Annotated in this window: 23 protein-coding genes; 7 read left to right on the top strand and 16 right to left on the bottom strand. The window is 31.0% G+C overall.

The window, feature by feature from the left end; genetic code table 11:
* Positions 1-150: 150 nt before the first annotated feature.
* Positions 151-1,077, top strand: a complete 927-nt coding sequence (gene rnhC / locus HMPREF2881_RS09160) for a ribonuclease HIII (RefSeq protein WP_002488686.1) — start codon at positions 151-153, stop codon at positions 1,075-1,077.
* Positions 1,078-1,093: 16 nt separating this feature from the next.
* On the opposite strand, the gene HMPREF2881_RS11860 is transcribed toward rnhC, so the two are convergent.
* The 6 genes from HMPREF2881_RS11860 to HMPREF2881_RS09135 all read right to left on the bottom strand — a co-directional run bounded on the left by HMPREF2881_RS11860 (position 1,094) and on the right by HMPREF2881_RS09135 (position 7,010).
* Positions 1,094-1,234 (bottom strand): hypothetical protein, encoded by a 141-nt coding sequence (locus HMPREF2881_RS11860; RefSeq protein WP_037554444.1) that lies wholly within the window; start codon positions 1,232-1,234, stop codon positions 1,094-1,096.
* 295 nt (positions 1,235-1,529) lie between these two features.
* Entirely contained in the window at positions 1,530-3,932 is a 2,403-nt protein-coding gene (gene pheT, locus HMPREF2881_RS09155) for a phenylalanine--tRNA ligase subunit beta (protein ID WP_002488663.1), read from the bottom strand.
* Positions 3,932-4,990, bottom strand: coding sequence for a phenylalanine--tRNA ligase subunit alpha (pheS, locus tag HMPREF2881_RS09150; RefSeq protein ID WP_002488674.1), 1,059 nt, complete (start codon positions 4,988-4,990; stop codon positions 3,932-3,934). The genes pheT and pheS overlap by 1 nt, the downstream gene beginning before the upstream one ends.
* Positions 4,991-5,341: 351 nt before the next feature.
* Entirely contained in the window at positions 5,342-6,082 is a 741-nt protein-coding gene (locus tag HMPREF2881_RS09145) for a TrmH family RNA methyltransferase (protein WP_002488712.1), read from the bottom strand.
* Positions 6,083-6,197: 115 nt separating this feature from the next.
* A complete protein-coding gene (gene rpmF, locus HMPREF2881_RS09140) occupies positions 6,198-6,371 on the bottom strand; it encodes a 50S ribosomal protein L32 (RefSeq protein WP_001830121.1) in 174 nt (57 codons plus the stop codon).
* An 84-nt stretch (positions 6,372-6,455) separates the two neighbouring features.
* Positions 6,456-7,010, bottom strand: a complete 555-nt coding sequence (locus HMPREF2881_RS09135) for a YceD family protein (RefSeq protein WP_002488656.1) — start codon at positions 7,008-7,010, stop codon at positions 6,456-6,458.
* Positions 7,011-7,136: 126 nt separating this feature from the next.
* Here HMPREF2881_RS09135 and HMPREF2881_RS09130 point away from each other — a divergent pair, with 126 nt between their 5' ends.
* Entirely contained in the window at positions 7,137-8,276 is a 1,140-nt protein-coding gene (locus tag HMPREF2881_RS09130; protein ID WP_002450013.1) for a nucleotidyltransferase, read from the top strand.
* 46 nt (positions 8,277-8,322) lie between these two features.
* On the opposite strand, the gene coaD is transcribed toward HMPREF2881_RS09130, so the two are convergent.
* Positions 8,323-8,808 (bottom strand): pantetheine-phosphate adenylyltransferase, encoded by a 486-nt coding sequence (gene coaD, locus HMPREF2881_RS09125; RefSeq protein WP_002450001.1) that lies wholly within the window; start codon positions 8,806-8,808, stop codon positions 8,323-8,325.
* Positions 8,801-9,352 (bottom strand): 16S rRNA (guanine(966)-N(2))-methyltransferase RsmD, encoded by a 552-nt coding sequence (gene rsmD / locus HMPREF2881_RS09120; RefSeq protein WP_002450015.1) that lies wholly within the window; start codon positions 9,350-9,352, stop codon positions 8,801-8,803. The genes coaD and rsmD overlap by 8 nt, the downstream gene beginning before the upstream one ends.
* Positions 9,353-9,422: 70 nt before the next feature.
* On the opposite strand from rsmD, the gene HMPREF2881_RS09115 reads away from it, so the two are divergent.
* Positions 9,423-9,812: a DUF7147 family protein gene (locus tag HMPREF2881_RS09115; RefSeq protein ID WP_002450006.1), complete on the top strand. Its 390-nt coding sequence runs from the start codon at positions 9,423-9,425 to the stop codon at positions 9,810-9,812.
* A 17-nt stretch (positions 9,813-9,829) separates the two neighbouring features.
* Here HMPREF2881_RS09115 and HMPREF2881_RS09110 read toward each other — a convergent pair whose 3' ends face one another.
* Positions 9,830-10,081: a DUF2129 domain-containing protein gene (locus HMPREF2881_RS09110; protein WP_002450007.1), complete on the bottom strand. Its 252-nt coding sequence runs from the start codon at positions 10,079-10,081 to the stop codon at positions 9,830-9,832.
* A 144-nt stretch (positions 10,082-10,225) separates the two neighbouring features.
* Between HMPREF2881_RS09110 and HMPREF2881_RS09105 the strand changes: the two genes are divergently transcribed.
* A complete protein-coding gene (locus HMPREF2881_RS09105) occupies positions 10,226-11,161 on the top strand; it encodes a glycerophosphodiester phosphodiesterase family protein (RefSeq protein WP_002455482.1) in 936 nt (311 codons plus the stop codon).
* 175 nt (positions 11,162-11,336) lie between these two features.
* Here the strand turns inward: HMPREF2881_RS09105 and HMPREF2881_RS09100 are convergent, their stop codons facing one another.
* The 4 genes from HMPREF2881_RS09100 to cyoE form a co-directional block, all read right to left on the bottom strand.
* The gene (locus HMPREF2881_RS09100; RefSeq protein ID WP_002488689.1) at positions 11,337-11,771 is read right to left on the bottom strand and encodes a YlbF/YmcA family competence regulator; all 435 of its coding nucleotides are present in this window, start codon (positions 11,769-11,771) and stop codon (positions 11,337-11,339) included.
* An 18-nt stretch (positions 11,772-11,789) separates the two neighbouring features.
* The gene (locus HMPREF2881_RS09095) at positions 11,790-12,851 is read right to left on the bottom strand and encodes a CAP-associated domain-containing protein (protein ID WP_002488653.1); all 1,062 of its coding nucleotides are present in this window, start codon (positions 12,849-12,851) and stop codon (positions 11,790-11,792) included.
* A 325-nt stretch (positions 12,852-13,176) separates the two neighbouring features.
* Positions 13,177-13,638: a DUF420 domain-containing protein gene (locus HMPREF2881_RS09090; protein WP_002450009.1), complete on the bottom strand. Its 462-nt coding sequence runs from the start codon at positions 13,636-13,638 to the stop codon at positions 13,177-13,179.
* Between the two features lie 29 nt (positions 13,639-13,667).
* Positions 13,668-14,579, bottom strand: a complete 912-nt coding sequence (gene cyoE / locus HMPREF2881_RS09085; RefSeq protein WP_002488672.1) for a heme o synthase — start codon at positions 14,577-14,579, stop codon at positions 13,668-13,670.
* A gap of 238 nt (positions 14,580-14,817) precedes the next feature.
* On the opposite strand from cyoE, the gene HMPREF2881_RS09080 reads away from it, so the two are divergent.
* Entirely contained in the window at positions 14,818-15,738 is a 921-nt protein-coding gene (locus HMPREF2881_RS09080) for a COX15/CtaA family protein (protein WP_002449990.1), read from the top strand.
* Positions 15,739-15,861: 123 nt separating this feature from the next.
* Here the strand turns inward: HMPREF2881_RS09080 and HMPREF2881_RS09075 are convergent, their stop codons facing one another.
* The 3 genes from HMPREF2881_RS09075 to HMPREF2881_RS09065 form a co-directional block, all read right to left on the bottom strand.
* Positions 15,862-19,311, bottom strand: a complete 3,450-nt coding sequence (locus tag HMPREF2881_RS09075) for a pyruvate carboxylase (protein WP_002488668.1) — start codon at positions 19,309-19,311, stop codon at positions 15,862-15,864.
* A 335-nt stretch (positions 19,312-19,646) separates the two neighbouring features.
* Complete coding sequence (ftsW, locus tag HMPREF2881_RS09070; protein ID WP_002455484.1) at positions 19,647-20,879, bottom strand: cell division peptidoglycan polymerase FtsW; 1,233 nt, start codon at positions 20,877-20,879, stop codon at positions 19,647-19,649.
* 245 nt (positions 20,880-21,124) lie between these two features.
* On the bottom strand, positions 21,125-21,400 hold the full coding sequence (locus tag HMPREF2881_RS09065; protein ID WP_002488709.1) for an Fpa/YlaN family protein: 276 nt from the start codon (positions 21,398-21,400) through the stop codon (positions 21,125-21,127).
* 138 nt (positions 21,401-21,538) lie between these two features.
* Between HMPREF2881_RS09065 and HMPREF2881_RS09060 the strand changes: the two genes are divergently transcribed.
* Both HMPREF2881_RS09060 and HMPREF2881_RS09055 read left to right on the top strand, forming a co-directional pair.
* Entirely contained in the window at positions 21,539-22,024 is a 486-nt protein-coding gene (locus HMPREF2881_RS09060; RefSeq protein ID WP_002450004.1) for a hypothetical protein, read from the top strand.
* A gap of 1 nt (position 22,025) precedes the next feature.
* Entirely contained in the window at positions 22,026-22,220 is a 195-nt protein-coding gene (locus HMPREF2881_RS09055; protein ID WP_002449988.1) for a DUF2197 domain-containing protein, read from the top strand.
* Positions 22,221-22,266 lie beyond the last annotated feature (46 nt).

Raw genomic sequence — 22,266 nt, 5'->3', positions numbered from 1 at the left:
ATAAGTAGATTATTATTATTATACATGAGTGTCTCTTATTTGTAATTATAGATTTAAATACTATTGATTTATACCACTAAACCTACGTTCTTATCTTCATTATGTTAAAGTATATCTATTAGAATTTTAAAAGAGAGGTTTAAACAAGTTATGGGAAATGTAGTACATAAATTAACTAATCAAGATATTGAGCAACTGATGAACCAAATTAACTTTAGTACATCCAATTTACCTAATGGGATGAAAGCAAGAACCAAATATCATGACACTGTCATTAGTATTTACAATTCTGGTAAAGTTATGTTTCAAGGAAAACGTGCTGAACATATAGCGCGTCAATTTTGTACTACTGATTCTGGAACTAATTCAAAATCTTCAAAGGCAGATGGTTTCCATAATATAACATATGATGATTATAACTGTATTGGTAGTGATGAAGCGGGAAGTGGCGATTATTTTGGCCCATTAACGGTTTGTGCTGCTTATGTATCTAAAGAGCATATAGATATTTTAAGAACGCTAGGCGTAGATGATTCGAAAAAATTAACAGACACTAAAATTATAGAACTTGCAGAACAACTGATTACCTTTATTCCTCATTCATTACTTACATTAAACAATACTAAATATAATGAAAGACAAGCACTAGGTTGGTCTCAAGTAAAAATGAAAGCAGTCCTTCATAATGAAGCGATAAAAAATGTAACTAACAAGATAGATACTAAAGCATTAGACTACATTGTCATTGACCAATTTGCAGAACGTAACGTCTACAAGCGTTATGCTCTAAGCGACTTACCTTTTCCAAATCAAACAAAATTTGAAACAAAGGGAGAATCTAAATCCCTTGCTATTGCAGCAGCAAGTATCATTTCTCGCTATGCTTTTATTAAGCACATGAATTCAATATCAAAAATGATGCATTTTGATATTCCGAAAGGCGCGAGTCATAAAGTAGATTTAATTGCTGCTCAAATTATTGAAAAATATAATATTAGTAAGTTAGATTCTATTTCAAAAAAACATTTTAAAAATCGTTATAAAGCATGGACATTGGTTAATAAAAAGTATCAATAAAGAACATTTTAGAATGCTATAAGATAGCACTACGACGATGTCTGAATTCATCAAATTCAGTATCGAGAATTGTTTCAACACTATTATTTACATATCGTGACACATCATTTGTGGGAACAAGTGCTGAAGTTTCTATCGATAAAGTAAGTTGAGTCATGCTAGAACTTTATACATAAGGTACCTCGTTAATTTAGTTTAGTGAAGTTTATTAAATTATACGAAAGGACCTTATTTTTAAAAGTATTTCAATGTAAAACTGTATATAAAAAGGATTTTAGCGAGACTCTTGTGGGAATACGATACGTTAAAGACTACAGACTAGATCTGTCCCCTAATAAAAAGAGTCAACTATACAAAGTATTGTAAATAATGAAACCAGTAAATGACTTTATAATAAACTCATTTACTGGCTATTTTTTTAGGATATATGTCCCAATCTCTTCTTTATTTTATTATCGAATTGTAGCGCCTTTAGCTTTTAATGCTTCTAAAATTTTAACATGCACTTTAGAAACACGTTCATCTGTAAGTGTATTTTCAGTATCTAAATAATTTAAACGAATGGCTACTGATTTTTTACCTTCTTCCAAGTGTTCACCTTCATACACATCAAATACAAGTGTATTTTTTAGAATGTCTTCACCATTCTCATGAATAATATCTAATAATTCTGATGAAGGCATGTCACGGTTTACTTCCATAGCGATATCTCTTGACACACCAGGGAATTTTGGAATTGGTTCATAATTAATGTAACCTACAGCTACTCGCATCATTGAATCATAATCTAATTCAAATACATATGTGCGTTTAAGATCATTTTCAGCTGCTAATTGAGGATGTAATTCTCCTACAAATCCTATCTCTTTACCTTCTAATGAAACAATCGCAGTTCTGCCTGGATGAAGGCCTTTAATTTCGCCAGCTTTATAAGTGAAATCTAAATTTAATTTTTCAGCAATTCGATCGACTACACCTTTAGCAATAAAGAAATCAATCTCTTCTTTTTTACCTTGCCAAGTATTAACTACATATTCTCCAGTTAGAATACCACTTAAATATTCTATTTCATCCGGTAATTCATCTTTGCCGTTACCAAAGAACACACGTCCAATTTCATATAATCTTACATTTTTATTTTTACGTGCTACGTTATAAGCTGTTGCTTCGATTAAATGTGGTAATAAGCTTTGACGTAATGTAGAATGCGCTTCACTCATTGGCATAAGTAGACTAATTGTAGGACGTTCTTGTAATGCAAAATCTTTCGCATGGTCTTTAGACACAAGTGAATATGTGATGGCTTGATTTAATCCTGCACCTTCGAGTGTTTCTTTTACTGTACGCGTTTTATATTGACGATCTGTCAATTTTCCACTAGTTACATCATCGAACACTGGTAAAGTTGAAGGAATATTATCATAACCGTATATTCTTGCTATTTCTTCAATTAAATCCTCCTTAATTGAAATATCTTTACGACGTGAAGGTACATATACTGTTAAAGTATCGGCATTTTGAATCGTTTTAAATCCTAATTGTTCAAAAATAGCTTTAATCTCATCATTTGATAAATTAAAACCAATTGTTTGATTTACTTTTTCGGCAGTAATATCAATTGGCGTAACAAGTGAACCTAAATCCCCTTGTGCCACTCTATCTTTTAATACTTCGCCAGAGGCATAATGTTCAAGTAAATAACAAGCTCTATCGACTGCTTCATTGACAAATTCTGTTGCAATACCTTTTTCAAAGCGACTTGAAGACTCACTACGTAAATTCAAACGACGTGATGTGTGACGAATAGATACAGGGTCAAAAATCGCACCTTCTACTACGACATTCATTGTTTGATCAGTCACTTCTGAAAAATCTCCACCCATAACACCAGCTAATGCAATAGGTTCTTTACCATTTGTAATAACGATATCTGTATCAATAAGAGTTCTTTCAGTATCGTCTAATGTTGTCATTGTTTCATTTTCATTCGCTTGACGTACAACAATATCTTTAGAACCCATATGATCTTGATCAAACATATGAAGTGGTTGACCATATTCGAGTAATACATAGTTAGAAATATCAACTACATTATTAATTGGACGGATACCAGCTTTAATTAAACGTGCTTGCATCCAAATAGGTGATGGTGCAATTCTCACATTTTTAACAACTCTTGCACTGTAATAAGGGACTTTTTCAGGATTATCAACTGTCACTGATAACTCATCTGTTGCGGAAGTTTCAGTTTCGTTAAGCGTTGTGTTTGGTTTAGTCATTTCAGCTTGATATAACGCTGCAACTTCATATGCAGTTCCCACCATACTTAAAGCGTCTGCACGGTTAGGTGTTAAATCAAATTCCATAATTTGATCATTAAGATATAATGCGTCTAGTGCATCAGTTCCTGGTGTCACTTCATTAGGAAATACGAAAATTCCATTTTCATAATCTTTTGGTACAACATTACTTGAGACACCAATTTCTTGTAAGGAACAAATCATACCTTCCGAACGTTCTCCGCGTAATTTGGCACGTTTTATTTTAATCCCTCCAGGTAAACGTCCACCTACTTTAGCTACAATCACATATTGATTTTCATCAACATTAGGTGCTCCACAAACAATTTGAACAAGTTCTTCTTCACCTATATCAACTTGACAGATATTCAATTTATCTGCATCTGGATGTTTTTCTTTAGATGTTACATATCCTACTACTAAATTTTTAATATCTTTTGAGTAATCTATAATATCTGCTACTTCAATACCTGTACGTGTAATACGCTCAGCTAAGTCTTTAGCAGGTACACCAGCATCTACGTAATCTTTTAACCATTCATTTGAAATCAACATTATGCTTCACCTCTATCTTCTACAGCTTTAAATTGATTAAGGAATCTCACATCATTTGTATAGAAATGACGAATGTCTTCGATTCCGTATTTTAACATTGCTATACGATCTGGCCCCATACCAAATGCAAAGCCAGAATATTCATTTGAATCAAAACCGGCCATTTCTAGAACATTAGGATGTACCATACCTGCACCTAAGATTTCAATCCATCCAGTATGTTTACATACATTACATCCTTGACCTTTACATTTGAAACAAGAGACATCTACTTCCACTGATGGCTCTGTGAATGGGAAATAACTTGGTCGTAATCGAATCTCACGATCAGCCCCAAATAATTTTTTAGCTACTAACTCTAACGTTCCTTTCAAATCACTCATTTTAATATGTTTATCTACTACTAAACCTTCAATTTGTGTAAATTGATGACTATGTGTAGCATCATCTGAATCTCGTCGATACACTTTCCCAGGACAAATAATTTTTACTGGTCCTTGACCGTGGCGTTTTTCCATTGTACGTGCTTGCACTGGAGACGTGTGCGTACGCATCAAAATCTCATCTGTAATATAAAAACTATCTTGCATATCTCGGGCTGGATGTGATTTAGGAAGATTTAAAGCTTCAAAATTATAATAATCTTGTTCTACTTCGTATCCGTCAACAATTTCATATCCTAATCCTAGGAATAAATCTTCAATTTCTTCAACTGTTCTAGTTAATGGATGTTTTGAGCCAATATTAATTTGACGACTAGGTAATGTAACATCAATTGTTTCCTCAGCAAGTTGTTGGTTTAACTTTTCATTTTTTAATAATTCTTGTTTTTCTTCAAGTTCATTTTGAATTGCTTGTCTTAATTCATTTACTTTTTGTCCATAAGCTGGCTTTTCTTCATTTGGTAAATCTTTCATATTTTTCATTAAACCACTTACAGAGCCTTTTTTTCCTAGATACTGTACTTTGACATCTTGTAAAGCACGTTCATCTTGCGCTTCGTTAATGTCTACTAAAGCTTGTTGTCTTAATTCTGTCATTGAGTCATTTTGAGTCATGACTTACACCTCATACTTTCTATTTATCATAAAATTTGCTTTATTAAATTAAAAAAAGACTTTCATCCCTAAATAACTGGGACGAAAGCCTTCCGTGGTACCACCCAAATTTATGCTTAAGCATACACTTGTTAGCATTGTTAACGAAGATGCACTCCGACTTAAATTTCTTTAAGTAACCAAAAAGGTGAAAAAAACTAATGTAAATTGAAGTAAGTTTCAGTCACGCTTACTTTCCCTGTGCAATTAATCATTTAGTTTACGTCTTTTTATCGGTTTATATTTATCTTTAATAAACATATCATTTTAATTTTGTATACAATTAAGTATAGTCGATTTTAAATCAAAAGGTCAACCTTTCAAATGATAAAGCAAAATACTTCCAGCAATCGCCACGTTTAAACTTTCCGCTTTGCCGTATATAGGTATAATAAGATTTTGCGAGGTATGTGCTAATAATTCTTTATTAACACCTTCTCCTTCATTACCAAGTAATAAGGCAAATGTGTCTTGCGATTCGATGTTTTTATAAGACACAGCATTTTCTAAGGCTGTACCATATACTGGGCCATCAAATTGTTCAATAAATTTATTTAATTCTGTTGTGACAATAGGAATGTGAAATACACTTCCTTGACTTGCTCTCATTACTTTGTCTTGGTATGCGTCTGCTGTACCTTTTTCCATTACAACCATATCTATACCCGCAGCATCTGCTGTACGAATTAACGTGCCTAAGTTACCAGGATCTTGTATACGATCAAGTAATAACACTTGTTTCGCTTTTGAGATATCATGTTTAGGTTTTTCAATAACTGCAAAAAAACCTTGTGGTGTAATAGTCCCTGATAATGATTCAGCCACTTTCATATTAATTTCGTAAGCTTCTTTTGCATACTCTAAAAGTCTAGAATCTGTTCTTTCTGGCTCAATTACAAATAATTGTTTAATCATTATATTACTTTTAAATGCTTCATCAATTAAATGTATCCCTTCGATGAGAGCTAATCCTGTTTTATCGCGTTCTTTTTTCTTTTTAAGTTTATTTGCTAATTTAATTTTATTATTTTGTGTTGAAGTAATTTGTTCCATAATAGTCTCTCCAAATTATTTTTGATAGCAATGGTATAAATTGAGATAATATAAAAAAAGAGTGGGATAGAATTCATAATGAATTCGTATTCCACCTTTTTTTAATAGATATAAATTATTTAGAAACGACTTCTTCACCATTGTAAGAACCACAGTTTTTACATACGCGGTGAGATAATTTGTACTCGCCACAATTTGGGCATTCAGTCATACCAGGTACTGAAATTTTGAAATGAGTACGACGTTTATTTTTTCTAGTTTTAGACGTTCTTCTTTTTGGTACTGCCATGATATATCCTCCTTAATATTAAAACACATAATCTCAAGTATTCGGTCATTTAATTATTATACTATAAATTAAATTAACCTGCTATTACTCTTTATCATATAACTGTTGTAATTTTTGAAGCCTAGGATCAACTTGGCGTGTTTGGGAATCGTCGTTATCTTTAGAGTTTTCAAGCTCAAGCGCTTGTTCTTCATCAATAACTTCCCAACCGTTACCTTCTGTAAGCATTTGATCACTATTCTCAGAAAATGCACGCATTGGCTTCTCAATAATAACCAATTCTTTAGCAATATCTCGGATATTAATCATACCATCTGTAGCAAGATGATAATGTTCATCTTCATCTACTTCTTCTTCGGTATAACTATTATAACCTTCTAAATCAAATACTTCGGAAGTTCTGACATCAAGTGGCACATCTACAGGCACTAATGTACGAGCACAAGGCATAGTATACGTACCAGTAACATGCATATCTGCTATCACTTCATTTGATTTTATGGTTAATTCACCTTCGATATTTACTTCTGATAAATCAATCAGACCTAAAGGCTCTATTAAATCGTCAAAGTTCGCCTTTTTATTGAATTCAAAAGGTTTACCTTGATATTTTCTCAATTGCGTTATTGACCATTTCATATGGCTTCACCTCTAACAAACACAAAATTTATTTTAACTTTACTATTATAAGTTGTCAAGATTTTTTCTTAACATCTTATTATCTGTTACAATACTAATAATGAATACTGAAAGGACGAATTGCAAATGAAAAGTGTTGGATTGATTACAGAGTATAATCCATTTCATAACGGTCATGCTTATCATGCGCAACAAGCTAAAACACAGTCCGATGCAGAGATCTCTATTGCAATCATGAGTGGTAACTTCGTTATGAGAGGTGAACCTGCTATTTATAACAAATTTCTACGTACACAAATGGCACTTTCCAATGTCGATTTAGTTGTTGAGTTACCTCTTATCGCTAGTCTTTCTTCAAGTGATTATTTTGCACAGATAGCTGTTCAAGTTGCTCGTTATCTAGATGTTGATACTATTGCTTTTGGAAGTGAAACACCTGATATAACTCGCCTTAAAAATGCTGCAAATGAAATAATCAATTTAGAACATAGTTCAACTTTTAATCAAAAAGTAAAAGAAGGTAGTAATTATGCAAAAATTATAAATGATTTAATTAGCGATAATACTTTACTAAAAATGCCTAATAATATTTTAGCAATCACTTACTTAAAAGCTATACAACAATTTGCACCTCACATGAAAGGACTTGCTATCCAACGTGTGCATGCTCATCATCATGATGCGACAATTGAAACATCATCCTTTGCAAGTGGTTCTGCAATTAGGCAGTCGTTAATCACTCAAGCAACTCAGTGGACTACAGTTGTTCCCTCTTCAATTCAATCACTGTATACAACACCTCATTTAACTAAAGAGGATACATTTAACTTGATTAAATATCATATCTTAAGTCATTCAATTCATGAAATGGCTCATATATACACTATATCTGAAGGACTAGAACATCGATTAAAAAAATATATTAATCAAGCAACTTCTTTTGAATCCTTTATGTCTTTACTGAAGACAAAACGCTTTACCTATACTCATTTACAACGCATACTTATGCAAATTCTTTTAAATGTAAAAAAAGAAGATTCTATTCAATCCATTTCAGCTGTAAGAATTTTAGGAATGAATCGTCGCGGACAAAGTTATCTCAAACAATTAAAAACCAAATTTCCAGAGCGTCAATTCATCACTAATATTAATAAAACATCTGCTCATTTTTTTAAAAATGAAATTAAAGCTACCGATATTTATAACTTATTATCAGGTCAAAAGAAAAATGATTTTAATACACCTGTAATTAGATTAAATAATTGAATTAAAGCGTATGGAACATTTCATTTCTGTTCTATACGCTCATTTTTTAATCTTCAAATTTTTCTTTTAATGCTCTTTCAACATGACTAGGTACGAAATCTGAAATATCTGCCTTATATTGAGCCACTTCTTTCACAACACTTGAACTAATAAATGAATAGTTTGTACTTGTCATCATATACATTGTTTCAACATTACTATTTAATTTTTTATTCATTGAAGTTAAGCGTAATTCATATTCAAAATCACTCACTGCTCTTAAGCCACGAATAATTGTTTTAGCGCCTATTTTATCACAAAAATCGACAAGTAATCCATTAAAATTATGTACTTTCACATTTGGCAAATGTTTTACAGATTCACGTATTAATTCCATACGTTCTTCAATAGAAAATGTACCTGCTTTACTACTATTTTTTAATATACATACATGAAGTTCATCAAATCGATCAGAACTTCTTTCGATAATATCTAAATGTCCATAAGTAATAGGATCAAAGCTACCTGGAATGACTGCTTTTGTCTTAGTCATTGTGTTCTCCTTTTTTTAATAACAAAGTATCTGTTAAACCGTAATGATATTGCTTAATTACTTCAAAATCATATGTATTGATTTTTTCTTGATTACTAAACTCACAAATGATAATACCATGTTCTTTTAATAAATTAAACTTAGAAATTTGGTCTAGAGCCTTATCTATTAGCCCTTTATTATAAGGAGGGTCTAAAAAAATAAAATCAAATTGAATGTCTCTTTTATTGATAGCCTTTAACGCTCTATCTGCATTATTTTTATATACTTCAGATTGTTCCTCTAAATTTAATTGTTTCAAGTTAGCTTGGATCACTTTAACTGCTTTAAAGTTTTGGTCTACAAATATAACTTTATCCATACCTCTAGAAAGTGCTTCAATTCCTAAAGCACCACTACCAGCAAATAAGTCTAAACCTAAGCCGTATACTTCATGTAAACTGTTAAAAATACCTTCTTTAACTTTATCCATTGTTGGACGTGTATTGCGTCCTTCTAAACTCTCTAGTGGTTTACTTTTATGTTTTCCAGCAATGACTCTCATTTTGACTTACACTTCCATTTCATTCATTTATTTACTATAATTTGTTTTGAAAAAGGAGAATTAAATATTTATGAAACAATCATTTATTATTTTAGGAGAAGGACTTACAGATTTATTCGAATTTCTTACTCTTATTGAATATAATCATGCAAGAATAGACAAGGTTGTCTATTTCCATACACCACAGTCAGACAAACAATTATCGTCAGTCGCAATTATTATGAATCCTACGACCGGTAAACAATTTCAAGCCATGTATATGATGTTAAACGCTTTAAAATATCCCTACCCAAATAGTAATAAAAAATTTGAGATGATTAATGAACAAGCTCAATCGTATGACATTCCTATTGTCGGCATTGATGTTCAACCGCCAAATGCATTTCATACGAATGATTTATATTTTAAATATTTAATTAGCGTACTTCGTTTACAAAATTGGATCCCACCGATGCAATAACAATTTTTAAATACATCTTAAAGCATTTCATGCTTTTCTTTATCATATGTTTTTTTCAAGTTTTTATAGGGGGATCCATCAATATGTAAGACATATTTTAATTTCATTAATTTCTGGAGAATATCGTCTACTTCATGTTCATTAACATACATTACTATATACTTTCGAGGTTTATTAGTATAAACAATATGTCCATATTTACGTATCTGTCTTTCATGTTTAATATGCTTTAAGTAAATAATTAAGCTAACTCTTGGAATCAATTCCATATTATTTCACTCACTCCATTTATTATGCATAATTACTATACCATGACTAATAATTTTATAAAATACATTCAATATCTCAATACTTAACTTTCAAAAAATATTGATTTAATTATTAATTTTAAATGAACTTTAGGAGGTTATACCTTGAAACACATTAAGAAAAATTTTTTTAATTTGGGTATCACTAGTATGGGTATACTAAGCAGTTTATTACTTTTAAAAAGAAATCAAAAGCCTAACATGCTTAAAGACATACCTTACTTTTTTAATGGACCAGCACCTTATATTTTTGCACATAGAGGTGGAATGTCAGTTCGACCAGAACAAACACAATTAGCTTTCGATAATGCTGTTGATTATGGTTTAGATGGCTTTGAAACAGATGTGAGACTAACTAAAGATGAAGAATTGATTGTTTTTCACGACGCTACAGTCGACCGTACTACTAATGGTTCAGGAAAAGTATGTGATTACACACTAAAAGAATTAAAAAAATTAGATGCAGGATTTCATTTTACTGATATCAATGGTCGACATATTTACAGAGGGCATCAACAAGCTAGAATTTTAACTTTCGATGAACTTTTAAAAATGTACCCTAGCAAATATATCAATGTAGATTTAAAAGATGCTCCAAGTAGTTATGAAGGATCTATTGCCCCTAAAAAAATGTATGATATTATAAAGCATCATCATGCTGAGAAACGTGTACTTGTAACGAGTTTTCATAAAGAACAAAATGAACGTTTTAGAGCAATAAGCAATGGAGAAATCGCTACTGGCGCAAGTCAACATGAAGTGACTGAAGGTGTGATTAAGTTTATTTTAGGACTAGGCTATCATTATCATCCTCAAGCTGACACATTTCAAATGCCTATAAAATTCAAAGGTATCCCATTATCATCAACTCATTTTATTCAATGGCTTAACTTATTAAATATTGTGCCAGGTTATTATGGCATCAATAGTGTTGACTTAATGTATGATTTGTATCAAAAAGGTGTTCACACCATTGTTACTGACCGTCCTGATTTAGGTAAACAATTTAAATCACTACTAAAACAGCATACCTTAAGTTAAATACACTTATTCTATATATTATATAAAATTAAACTATATGCATAAAAGAATCTGAGACATACATCATCATTGTCTCAGATTCTTTTAATATATTAATCATCAATAACTAAAATAAAAATATACTTACATCTAATTTTGCAACTCAACCTCTGATTTACTAGATTTTTATTCTTAATTATAAACTACAATTACATGTGCCTCCTGAGGCGCAACCTTTAGAATTTGTTTTAAAAAATGGATTACCCACTTCAATCTTTACATTTTCTGACACAGATAATGCGATTTTAGTCAACACTTCATCTATTAAATTTTGTAATTGTACTTCTTTAGATTTGTAATCCATTACATTAGGCAACATTTCATAAGCTCGCTTACGTCGACGTGTCTCTAACATGACATTTTGATAATCTGGGTGATATCTACCAAAGCGCATCACTTCATCATAACGTTCTTTTGATTTTAAAAAAGCTTGATACAATAAATGTGCTTCATCATCTTGTTTAAGTTTTTTTTGAGCTTCTCTATAATTAAAATACACTTTTGATTGTACAATCATGTCTGATAAATCTTCAATTTCATCTAAAATTGATAATGTTTCCTCTGTATACATTATCGGTCACCTCACAACCTATTTTTGTACAAAAATAAGTGAATAATAATTTCTCATTACTTCTCCACCCATTTCATTATACTTTTTATTTAACATTCTTGAACAGTGTATATCCGAATTCATCCAACTATGAATTAATGTAGGCACATCATTGAAATCATAACCCACATTTTGACTTGTAGCTATAAAATCAATATTTTCGTTATCAAGTTGGCTCTTAAGTGCACCTTCTGTAAATTCAACATCTTCTGTACCAGTTGCTTCATATAAGTTTGCTGAAGCAATGTGTGATATGTCTGAATTTACTTTCAATGGTGGAATATGTTTTAAATCTCTCATTTGATTAGTAATTTCATAGAGTGTTATCAATTGATTTGGGTTTTGTTCATATGGTAATGAATTTTTATTATTTCTGTCATTATTAAATTTATCATCTGATATATCTTCTTCATCTGTTAATTGATACGGTTTTATAAATGCTAATAGTTCTTTATCTAGATATCGAATACCCATAATTCGATTTGATTGTTGATCTACATAAACTTGAGCATAAACATTACCATATTTAATTAGAGTTTGAGTTTTAATATCTTCATCTGATAACTCAAAATTATATTGTTTTCCATTCACTTTAAAAGAGGGGTCAGGATTAATACTAGTTTTTTCAAATATATGTGAAGCATTTTCATTGATTTTTAATGATTCGGTTTGAGCTTTTTCTCCAGTAGCATAAACAGATTTAATTTCGTCATGTTTTGTAGTGACAATATAATATTGTTGCTTTCTCTTAAATATATAATCAGTATATCCGCCTTTAACAGGGTATGTACGATTTGCTTGTCCATATTTATTTGTAAGATAATTAATATCTTTACCTATCCAAGTACCTATCCCATTTTTGGGAGCAGGATTTTCAGTCTGTTTTTTCACGGAATGTGATTCTTGATTTGAATGACTTATTTTATTGTTGTTATTAGGATTTTCAAGGACATCAAATTTTAATCTTGGTGAGTAAAATAAATAAATTAGAAATGTAATTAAAAATACGATTCCTAAAACTTTAATTACTAACTTAGTCATTACTCCCCCACCTCTTTAGAATTACATATATTGTACAAAATAACTATTTTAACAATCAAGTCATTCATTTTTTCTAAACTCCAAATTTATTAATTAAACTACATTATACCTATTTACAAATAAAATAAACAATTAATACTAAACAATTTTATCATATCAATATAGAATCCACTGTTGTTATTTCATGATAAAAAAGGAAGTGAATCAGAATTCATTTTGAATTCGTCGTCCTCCTTAACAATTTGATCATCGACTACCCAAATATTAAAAATACCTGAGACAACTCATTATGTCCCAGGCTATTCTTTAAAATTATTCAATATTGTTATAAACCTAGTGTGGCTTTAATCAACGATGTAGTTTCTCCACCTGGATAAATTACATATAATAATAAGTATACTGCCACACCTGTAATGCCAGTAAAGAACCATATAATTGAAGCGACAGGTCCAATTCTTCTATGCCATTTAAATTTATCTTTAAATGCAGTAATAATTTGAACTAATCCTAATACGCCACCAATCGTAGCAAGATTAACGTGGAAGATTAAGAATATCTTATAATATGTTCTAACAGAATCTGGACCACCAAAATCTGTATTACCTATAAATATCGTTCGAGTTGAGTAAATAATAAAAAACGTTAATGCGAAAAATGCTGCCCATAACATAACTTTTTTGTGAGTATTAACATGACGATGAGCAATTTGCCACCATCCTATCGCTACTAAAATAGCACTAATTACGATACAGCTTGTACTAATAGTTGGTAGAATTGGTAAACTCATATGTTCCATCCTTATTTAACTTAGATATTTTAAATCATTTTTATTAAAGAGATGACAACGACTAATGCAAAGAATACTACTAGATAATTTAGTGAATAGATAAACATTTTTGTTGCCCACTTAGTTTGATCGGTATTTTTCTTAAATGTTGTTAAACCTATAAAAACCCATCCAAAATTTAATAAAGTTGCTAATACAACAAACGTAGTGCCTAAACTAGATAATAGGAAAGGTAATGGTAATAATAATACTAACCAAATAAACATACTTATTCTTGTACGTTTAAAACCTTTTACTGAAGGTAACATAGGAATATTTGCTAATGAGTATTCATCACTACGTTTAATAGCTAGAGCATAGAAATGAATAGGTTGCCAACAAAAGACAACTAAAAATAAAGCAAAAGCTACAAGACTGATTTGTCCATCAATAGCTGTCCATCCAATTAAAGGTGGTACAGCGCCTGGAAAACTTCCTACTACTGTATTCCAAGTCGTATGTCTTTTAGACCAGATTGAATAATATGATACATATCCTACTATACCAAAAAGTCCTAAAACACCTGATGGCACATTTAATAAGAATAGACATGCTTCTCCTACTAACATCATACCAAAACTTAACATCAATAAATGTTTATCAGAAATTCTATCGTTTACTGTTGGTCTACTTTGTTTACTTGGCATAATTTTATCAATATCTTGATCATAATAATTATTTAATGCACAAGCACCACCCATAATTAATGTCGAACCTATCAACATTAATAGGATTTGAGGTATTGACGATAGGAAGGAATGATTTGTCATTACAATAGCTAACCAAGCGCCTGCAAAAGCAGGAATTAAGTTACCCTGTACCAAGCCCATTTTAATAATTTGTTGTAGTTCTTTAAAAGACACTCTACTTGACGGCTGTGATAAAGTGTGTTCTTTACTCATGGTTCCCCTCCTTAAAATTTTCATATAGTATTATGATATAATAATTACTTATAAAAGGCTAGGTTATATTTATTTAAATTGTGACACTTTAACGACTTTCTGTTTCACTAATTTTTTGTCTTTAATTATTGTAGTATAATAGTGGTAATATTTATAATTATATCTTTTATATTAAAATCAGAGCATAAATGGATATCATATTACAAAATATTTTAAATTAATGGCGGGGTGTTTAAACTTGTTTAACAAACGAAACCTTAAATGGTTATCAATCGTAGCAACAATTATTATGGCAATGGTACAACTTGGGGGCGCCTTAGTAACTAAGACGGGCTCTGAAGATGGCTGTGGTGCTTCATGGCCTTTATGTCACGGTGCTTTATTACCTCAAAATTTGCCAATTGCTACAATCATTGAATTGAGTCACCGAGCTGTATCAGGTTTATCATTAATTGTTGTGTTATGGTTGGCCATCACAGCTTGGAAAAATATAGGATACATTAAAGAGGTTAAACCTTTAGCAATTATTAGTGTTGCTTTTCTATTAATTCAAGCCTTGATTGGTGCAGCAGCTGTTATTTGGCAACAAAATTCTTATGTCTTAGCTTTACATTTTGGGATTTCATTAATTAGTTTTTCTTCTGTATTCGTATTAATGCTTATTATTTTTGAAGTGGATAAAAAATATGAGGCTGATGAATTATTTATAAAAAAACCATTGCGTAATCTTACTTGGATTATGACGGGCGTTGTTTATGTCGCTATTTATACTGGTGCTTTGGTTCGCCATGCTAAAGCAAGTTTAGCATATGGAAGCTGGCCATTACCGTTTAATGATTTAGTACCCCATACTGAGCAAGATTGGGTACAATTTGCACATCGCGGTATGGCACTTATCACTTTTTGTTGGATTATGATCACATTTATTCATGCCATCAAAAATTATTCTGAGAACCGTACAATTAGATATGGTTATACTGCCGCATTTATTTTAATTATTTTACAAGTGATTACGGGCGCATTGTCTGTAATGACACATGTTAATTTAATTGTTGCATTGCTACACGCACTTTGTATTACTATACTTTTTGGCTTAATCGCTTACTTTATTTTACTCATGCTTCGTTCAATTAGAAGTGAAAATTCAAAAATTAAATAAAGTTTTAAAAGACACGTTAGAGTTATTGTAGAACATATAATCTCTAACGTGTTTTTTATGCAAAAAAGCATAAGATAGAATGTCATTTAACTTTCTATCTTATGCTTTTAAACTTTTTAATACCTACTCAGATTTTTCAATTTCGATTAATAAATCTCCCGTTGCAATAGCATCACCATTTCCAACAGTAACTTTTTTAATCACTCCATTAAACGGAGCTTGAATTGTTGTTTCCATTTTCATTGCTTCGGTAATTAATAGTGGTTGATTTACTTTAACCTCATCACCTACTGAAACTTTAACTTCAGTCACACTTCCTGGCATTTGAGCTCCTATATGATTTGGATTTGTTTTATCTGCTTTAGGTTTTACATTCGCATTTGTTTTTATGTTTTCATCTTTAATCGTAATACGACGTGCTTGACCATTCATCACGTAATAAATTGTTCGGTTACCATTTTCATCTGCTTCGCTAATTGTTTCAAGTTTAATAATTAAACGTTTTCCGTTTTCAATTTCAATCTCTACAGTCTCCCCGTTACGCATACCAAAGAAGAATGTCGGTGTATCAAGTAATGATAAGTTACCATATTGTTGTCTAGTTTGAATAAATTGATCAAATACTTTTGGATAAAGTACATAACTTATAATATCTTGCTCAGTCACTTCACCATAATTTTTATCTTGTAATTGTTCTCGTATCTCATCAAAATCTACTGGTTTTAAATATTCTCCTGGACGTTCAGTTAGCGGTTGTTGACCTTTTAAAATAATATCTTGTAATTGTTTATTAAAGCCATTTACTGGTTGACCAATCTCACCTTTAAAGTATGACACTACTGATTCAGGAAAATCTAATTTATAACCTTGTTCAATAATCGATTGTTCATCTAAATCATTTTGTACCATATATAACGCCATATCTCCTACCACTTTTGAAGATGGTGTCACTTTAACGATATCTCCAAACAAGAAATTAACACGACGATACATATCTTTGACCTCATTAAAACGTTCACCAAGACCTAAACTTTTAGCTTGTTGACTTAAATTAGAGTATTGACCACCTGGCATTTCATGTTGATAAATTTCTGTATTAGGTGACTTAATATCACTTTCAAAGTCAACGTAGTATGGACGAACAGTACTCCAATAGTGACTTAATTCTTCTAAACCTTGAATATCTGTACGCATATTTCGTTTAAATCCATCTAATGCATAATATAAAGAGTTCACACTTGGTTGACTTGTTAAGCCACTCATCGATGCAATAGCTGTATCGATAATATCTACACCAGCATCGATGGCTTGTTTGTAGATTAATAAACCATTTCCACTTGTATCATGGGTATGTAGATGTATTGGTAAATTAACTGCAGCTTTTAATTCTCCAACCAGTTCATATGCTGCTCTAGGTTTTAATAAGCCAGCCATATCTTTAATTGCTAAAATATGGAAACCTTCACGTTCTAATTCTTTAGCTAATTTAACATAGTAATCTAAAGTGAACACATTTGAACGTTCTGGGTTTAAAATATCACCTGTGTAACAAATAGTACCCTCCGAAATTTTACCTGCTTTTTGTACCGCTTCATTTGCCACTTTCATTTGATCTACCCAGTTTAATGAGTCGAAAATACGGAAAACATCTACACCTGCTTTAGCACTTTCATCTACAAATTTTTGAATTACGTTATCAGGATAATTCTTATAACCCACAGCATTTGAAGCTCTTAATAACATTTGGAATAATACATTTGGAATCGCTTTTCTAAGTTTTTCTAAACGCTCCCAAGGATTTTCTTTTAAGAAGTTGTATGCTACATCAAAAGTAGCGCCACCCCACATTTCTAAAGAAAAACTATCTTTAAATACTTCAGCAGTTTTAGAAGCTATATTTAACATATCTTTTGTACGTACACGCGTAGCAAGTAAAGATTGGTGCGCATCACGGAATGTCGTATCAGTAATTAAAACATCATCTTGTACTTTAACCCAATCCGCAACACCACTAGGCCCTTTTTCATCTAGTAATTGTTTTGTACCATATAGACTTTGAATTTTCTTTTTTGAAACTTGCGGAATCGAAGTTGACTCATAGTCTGGCTTCGTACGTTTTTCGACATTCGGAAAACCATTAATGGTTACATTCCCAATGTATTCTAATGTTTTAGTACCACGGTCTAATGTAGGTGCAATATCGAATAATTCCGGTGTTTCTTCAATAAATTTTGTTGTATAATCTCCACTTCGGAATTTTTCATTACGCATGACATTAACTAAAAATGGGATATTTGTTTTCACACCACGAATACGCATTTCTCGTAAAGAGCGTTCCATTTTTTCTTCAGCTTGTTTAAAAGTAATGGCATGAGTAGATAATTTCACTAATAGTGAGTCATAGTAAGGTGAAATTTCAGCGCCTTGGAAGCCATCTCCTGCGTCTAAACGTACACCAAAACCACCACTTGAACGATAAGCAATAATCGTACCAGAATCTGGCATAAAATCATTTGTAGGATCTTCAGTAGTGATACGACATTGAATAGCATAACCAAGTGTTTGGATTTCTTCTTGAGGAGGTAAAGCGATACGTTCGTCAAATAGGCTTGCTCCATCTGCCACTAAAATTTGAGTTTTAACTATATCAATTCCTGTAATCATTTCTGTAATCGTATGCTCTACCTGAACACGCGGATTGACTTCAATGAAGAAGAATTCATCCCCGGATACTAAAAATTCCACTGTTCCAGCATTAACATATTTGATATTTTTCATTAATTGTAATGCAGATTGACAAATACGTTCTCTTAATTCATCAGGTAAACCTACAGATGGTGCTACCTCAACTACTTTTTGATGACGACGTTGTACAGAACAATCACGCTCATATAGATGAACAATATTACCATATTCATCGCCAATAACTTGAACTTCAATATGTTTTGGATTATCGATGTATCTTTCGATATATACTTCACTATTACCAAATGATTTTTGTGCTTCAGATTTCGCACGATGAAACGCATCTTCTAATTCACTTTCTTCGCGAACAATACGCATACCTTTCCCACCACCACCACTTGTGGCTTTAATCATCAGAGGGAACCCTGCTTCTTTAGCAAATGCCTTTGCTGCATCAAAATTTTCAATTGGTCCATCTGTTCCTGGTATAACTGGTAAATTTGCTTTAATTGCAGTTGTTCTTGCTTTTACTTTATCACCAAACATATCTAAATGGTCTAGGTGCGGGCCAATAAATGTTATGCCTTCTTCATTACAACGTCTTGCAAATTCTTCATTTTCACTTAAAAAGCCATAACCTGGATGTATTGCATCTACATTCGCACGTTTTGCTACTTCAATAATGCGTTCAATATTTAAATAACTTTCGGCAGGTCCTAAATCTTTTCCCACTAAATATGATTCATCGGCTTTATATCTATGTAATGAATTTTTGTCTTCATTTGAATAAATTGCTACTGTTTGAATATTTAATTCCGTTGCTGCTCTAAAAATTCTAATTGCAATTTCACCACGATTGGCTACTAATAATTTTTTTATATGATTCAAAGAAGAAACACCCCTTTATAATTTGAATATTCTAACTAATTAGATAATAAAATTTTATCTTAAAATAAATGAGAAAGCTATTACTTTTTTACATACAATTTATAAAATGAAAATATAGTAAATAGGTTAGCTTAATCACTATTTTAAAATGTAATCATTAATATTTATTATATTTAATAACTTTATATTATCATTTATAATTTGAAGACGCTACTCTAGACCAGTAATCCTTTAACTTGTCACATAAATGTAAAAAGAGTGGAAGCAAATTTTTTAATACTCGCTTCCACTCTCAATAATGTTAGTTACATATTTACACCTATAATTAAGTGATTTTAATATTGTCTAGGAATATCCACTTTGGATTTTTTATTTTTTATCGTTCTTTTTTCTTCAACTTTAATTTGTCTTGCTACTAACAATAATAATCCCATAGCAATACTTAAACTGATCATAGACGAACCACCAAAACTTATAAATGGAAGAGGCACCCCTGTAAGAGGAATCGTGGCTGATATACCCCCTAAATTTACGAACGTTTGACTACCAATATAACTCGCTACACCAACACATATTAATTTATAAAAATATGAAGATGTTTTAGTGGCTAATACAAATGCACGGAATACAATAAAAAATAATAATCCAATTACTAATAAGGCACCGACCAGTCCCAATTCTTCACAAATTACTGCGAAAATAAAATCTGTATGCGCTTCTGGAAGATAGCCCAGTTTCATGATACCGTTACCTAATCCTCGACCAAATAATCCTCCATTTCCGATTGCCATTAATGAATTGGATAAATGATACCCAGTTCCTGAAGAAGAACTAAAAGGATCGTAAATTGTACTAAAACGTGCCTTTAAATATTCTGGCATCATTCCGGTGAAAATAAAGAACCCAGCAATAAGAATAAATCCAAGAATAATATATAATATAGGTCCTTTTACTATTTTCTTAACACCTATACCTACAAATAAAAACATTGATAATATAATAATTAATGTTAATAATGTTTGTCCAATATCTCCTTGTAAAAGTACTAAACCTAAACAAAGGATAATTAAAATAACTGGTCCTTTGATAATTTTTAAATTACCTCTTAACTGTGGTAATTTTTTACTTAATACATAAGAAATATAAAGAATTAAAGCAATTTTTAGTAACTCTGAAGCTTGTAGATTCATAAATCCTAAGTCTATCCAACTTTTTGAACCATTGATATTTTTACCTACCAATAATGTTAAAATTAAAAGGACACAGATGATAATCATAATCCACTGTTGAATTTTTGATTGTTTAAAAACTTTTATATTCATCATAAATGAAATAAAAAAGACAATAATAAAACTCATGATAACATAAATTAATTGTCTGTTATAAAAATATGTACCTGAAACCTCAACGCCACCTGTTAATGTCCCTTTAGTAGCTGCCACCATACTGGCACTGTAAACCATCACTAAACCTATAAAACACAAAATAACATATGAAATTAATAATGGATAATCGATAAACTTAGAGGTTCTACCTATGTATCGAAATATATTTTTTAAATTATTCATAAAAAAGATCATCCAATTCTAAAAATTTAAACTATATATGCTCATTAAAACGATTTATCAAATTAAATTCTGTCTAAACTATTATATACTTTGTAATTATTAATTAACAAACATAAATATAAAAAATAAAATAAAAGGACTGAAAATATTATTTACATAACATTTCAGTCACTATCATAAATTTATTACATATATTAATTCTTGCTCATTATAACACTTTCATATTAAAAGCATTAGACTTAGAGTTATACGTTTGTGAATGCTTCATGCAATTTAGATAATTCTTTTTCTAAACGAAGCATTAAACTTTTACCTTCTTCTTTATCAACTAAACCAAGTTTCACAGCAAAGTCTACTTCTTTTTGTAAACCAAACATTTGTGTGTCGAGAACCTCTTCATATAGTGGGCAAGATGGCATAGTTAAATTATCCATTTGAACCTTAATTAAATGCAAGATTCGGTCAGCATCTTGATTTAATTGCTCATAAGCTTCACTATTTATGTTCATTTGCTTCGGCATCACATTCTCCCCCTATCATTAAATATCTTCATATCAGAAGTTTATCCTACTACCTTTTAAAAAGCAAGTTTATTCAATAAACCCTTCAATCTAAATATGATAAAATAATAGTTAGATTGAAACTAGGGAGTGGGCAAGATGATTCAAATTAAAGGAGATGTCAAATTTCCTATTACTTTAGATAGTACAACATGGATTTTTGATGATAGAAAAGTAAAAATAGAGGATATTGAAAACGGTATTTTTGAAGGAACTAAACCTATTAAATTTGAAGATAACCGCGAATGGAATAGAGCGATATTAGAAGGACAAACCAATCCTCCTACTTTAAACTCTGAAATTAAGTATCGTAAACGTGCTGTATTAGAAGATTCATTTGCAATAAATATGACACCATTTTTTAAAAATGCAGAGCCCTTAGAAAGTGCAACTACAATTAAACTTTCAAATGATACATCTTCAATTGAAATCCCATTAGAATTATTACCTTATCTTTTTTTCCAATTTGCTAAAGATGGTAAGAGATTGTACGATGATAATTCAGTAGATAGCTTTGTTTATAACCCCGAGGAGAACGCCTATTCATATAACTTTAAATATGTAACTCGTATTGAGGTGATTTAAGTTGCGAGAAGTACAATGTATTATTTGTGATACTAAGGTCTTAATTGATGAACGTACAGTTGAAGCTAAACGTCTACGTAATAATCCAATTAAAACATTCATGTGTAGTGACTGTAAAAGTCGATTAGACACACCTAGACAACGACCAAATGAAAATCGTAAATTTAATCTCCATTTTCCAAATGAAAACTTATAGTATACTTTTCAATAATAAAAAGACGCAACATCAAATTTGATGTTGC

Origin of the sequence: Staphylococcus sp. HMSC057A08, assembly GCF_001812925.1 — a bacterium.
Classification (GTDB): Bacteria; Bacillota; Bacilli; order Staphylococcales; family Staphylococcaceae; genus Staphylococcus; species Staphylococcus hominis.
Note: the sequence above shows the minus strand (reverse complement) of the source record. Positions and strands in the feature narration are given on the sequence as shown.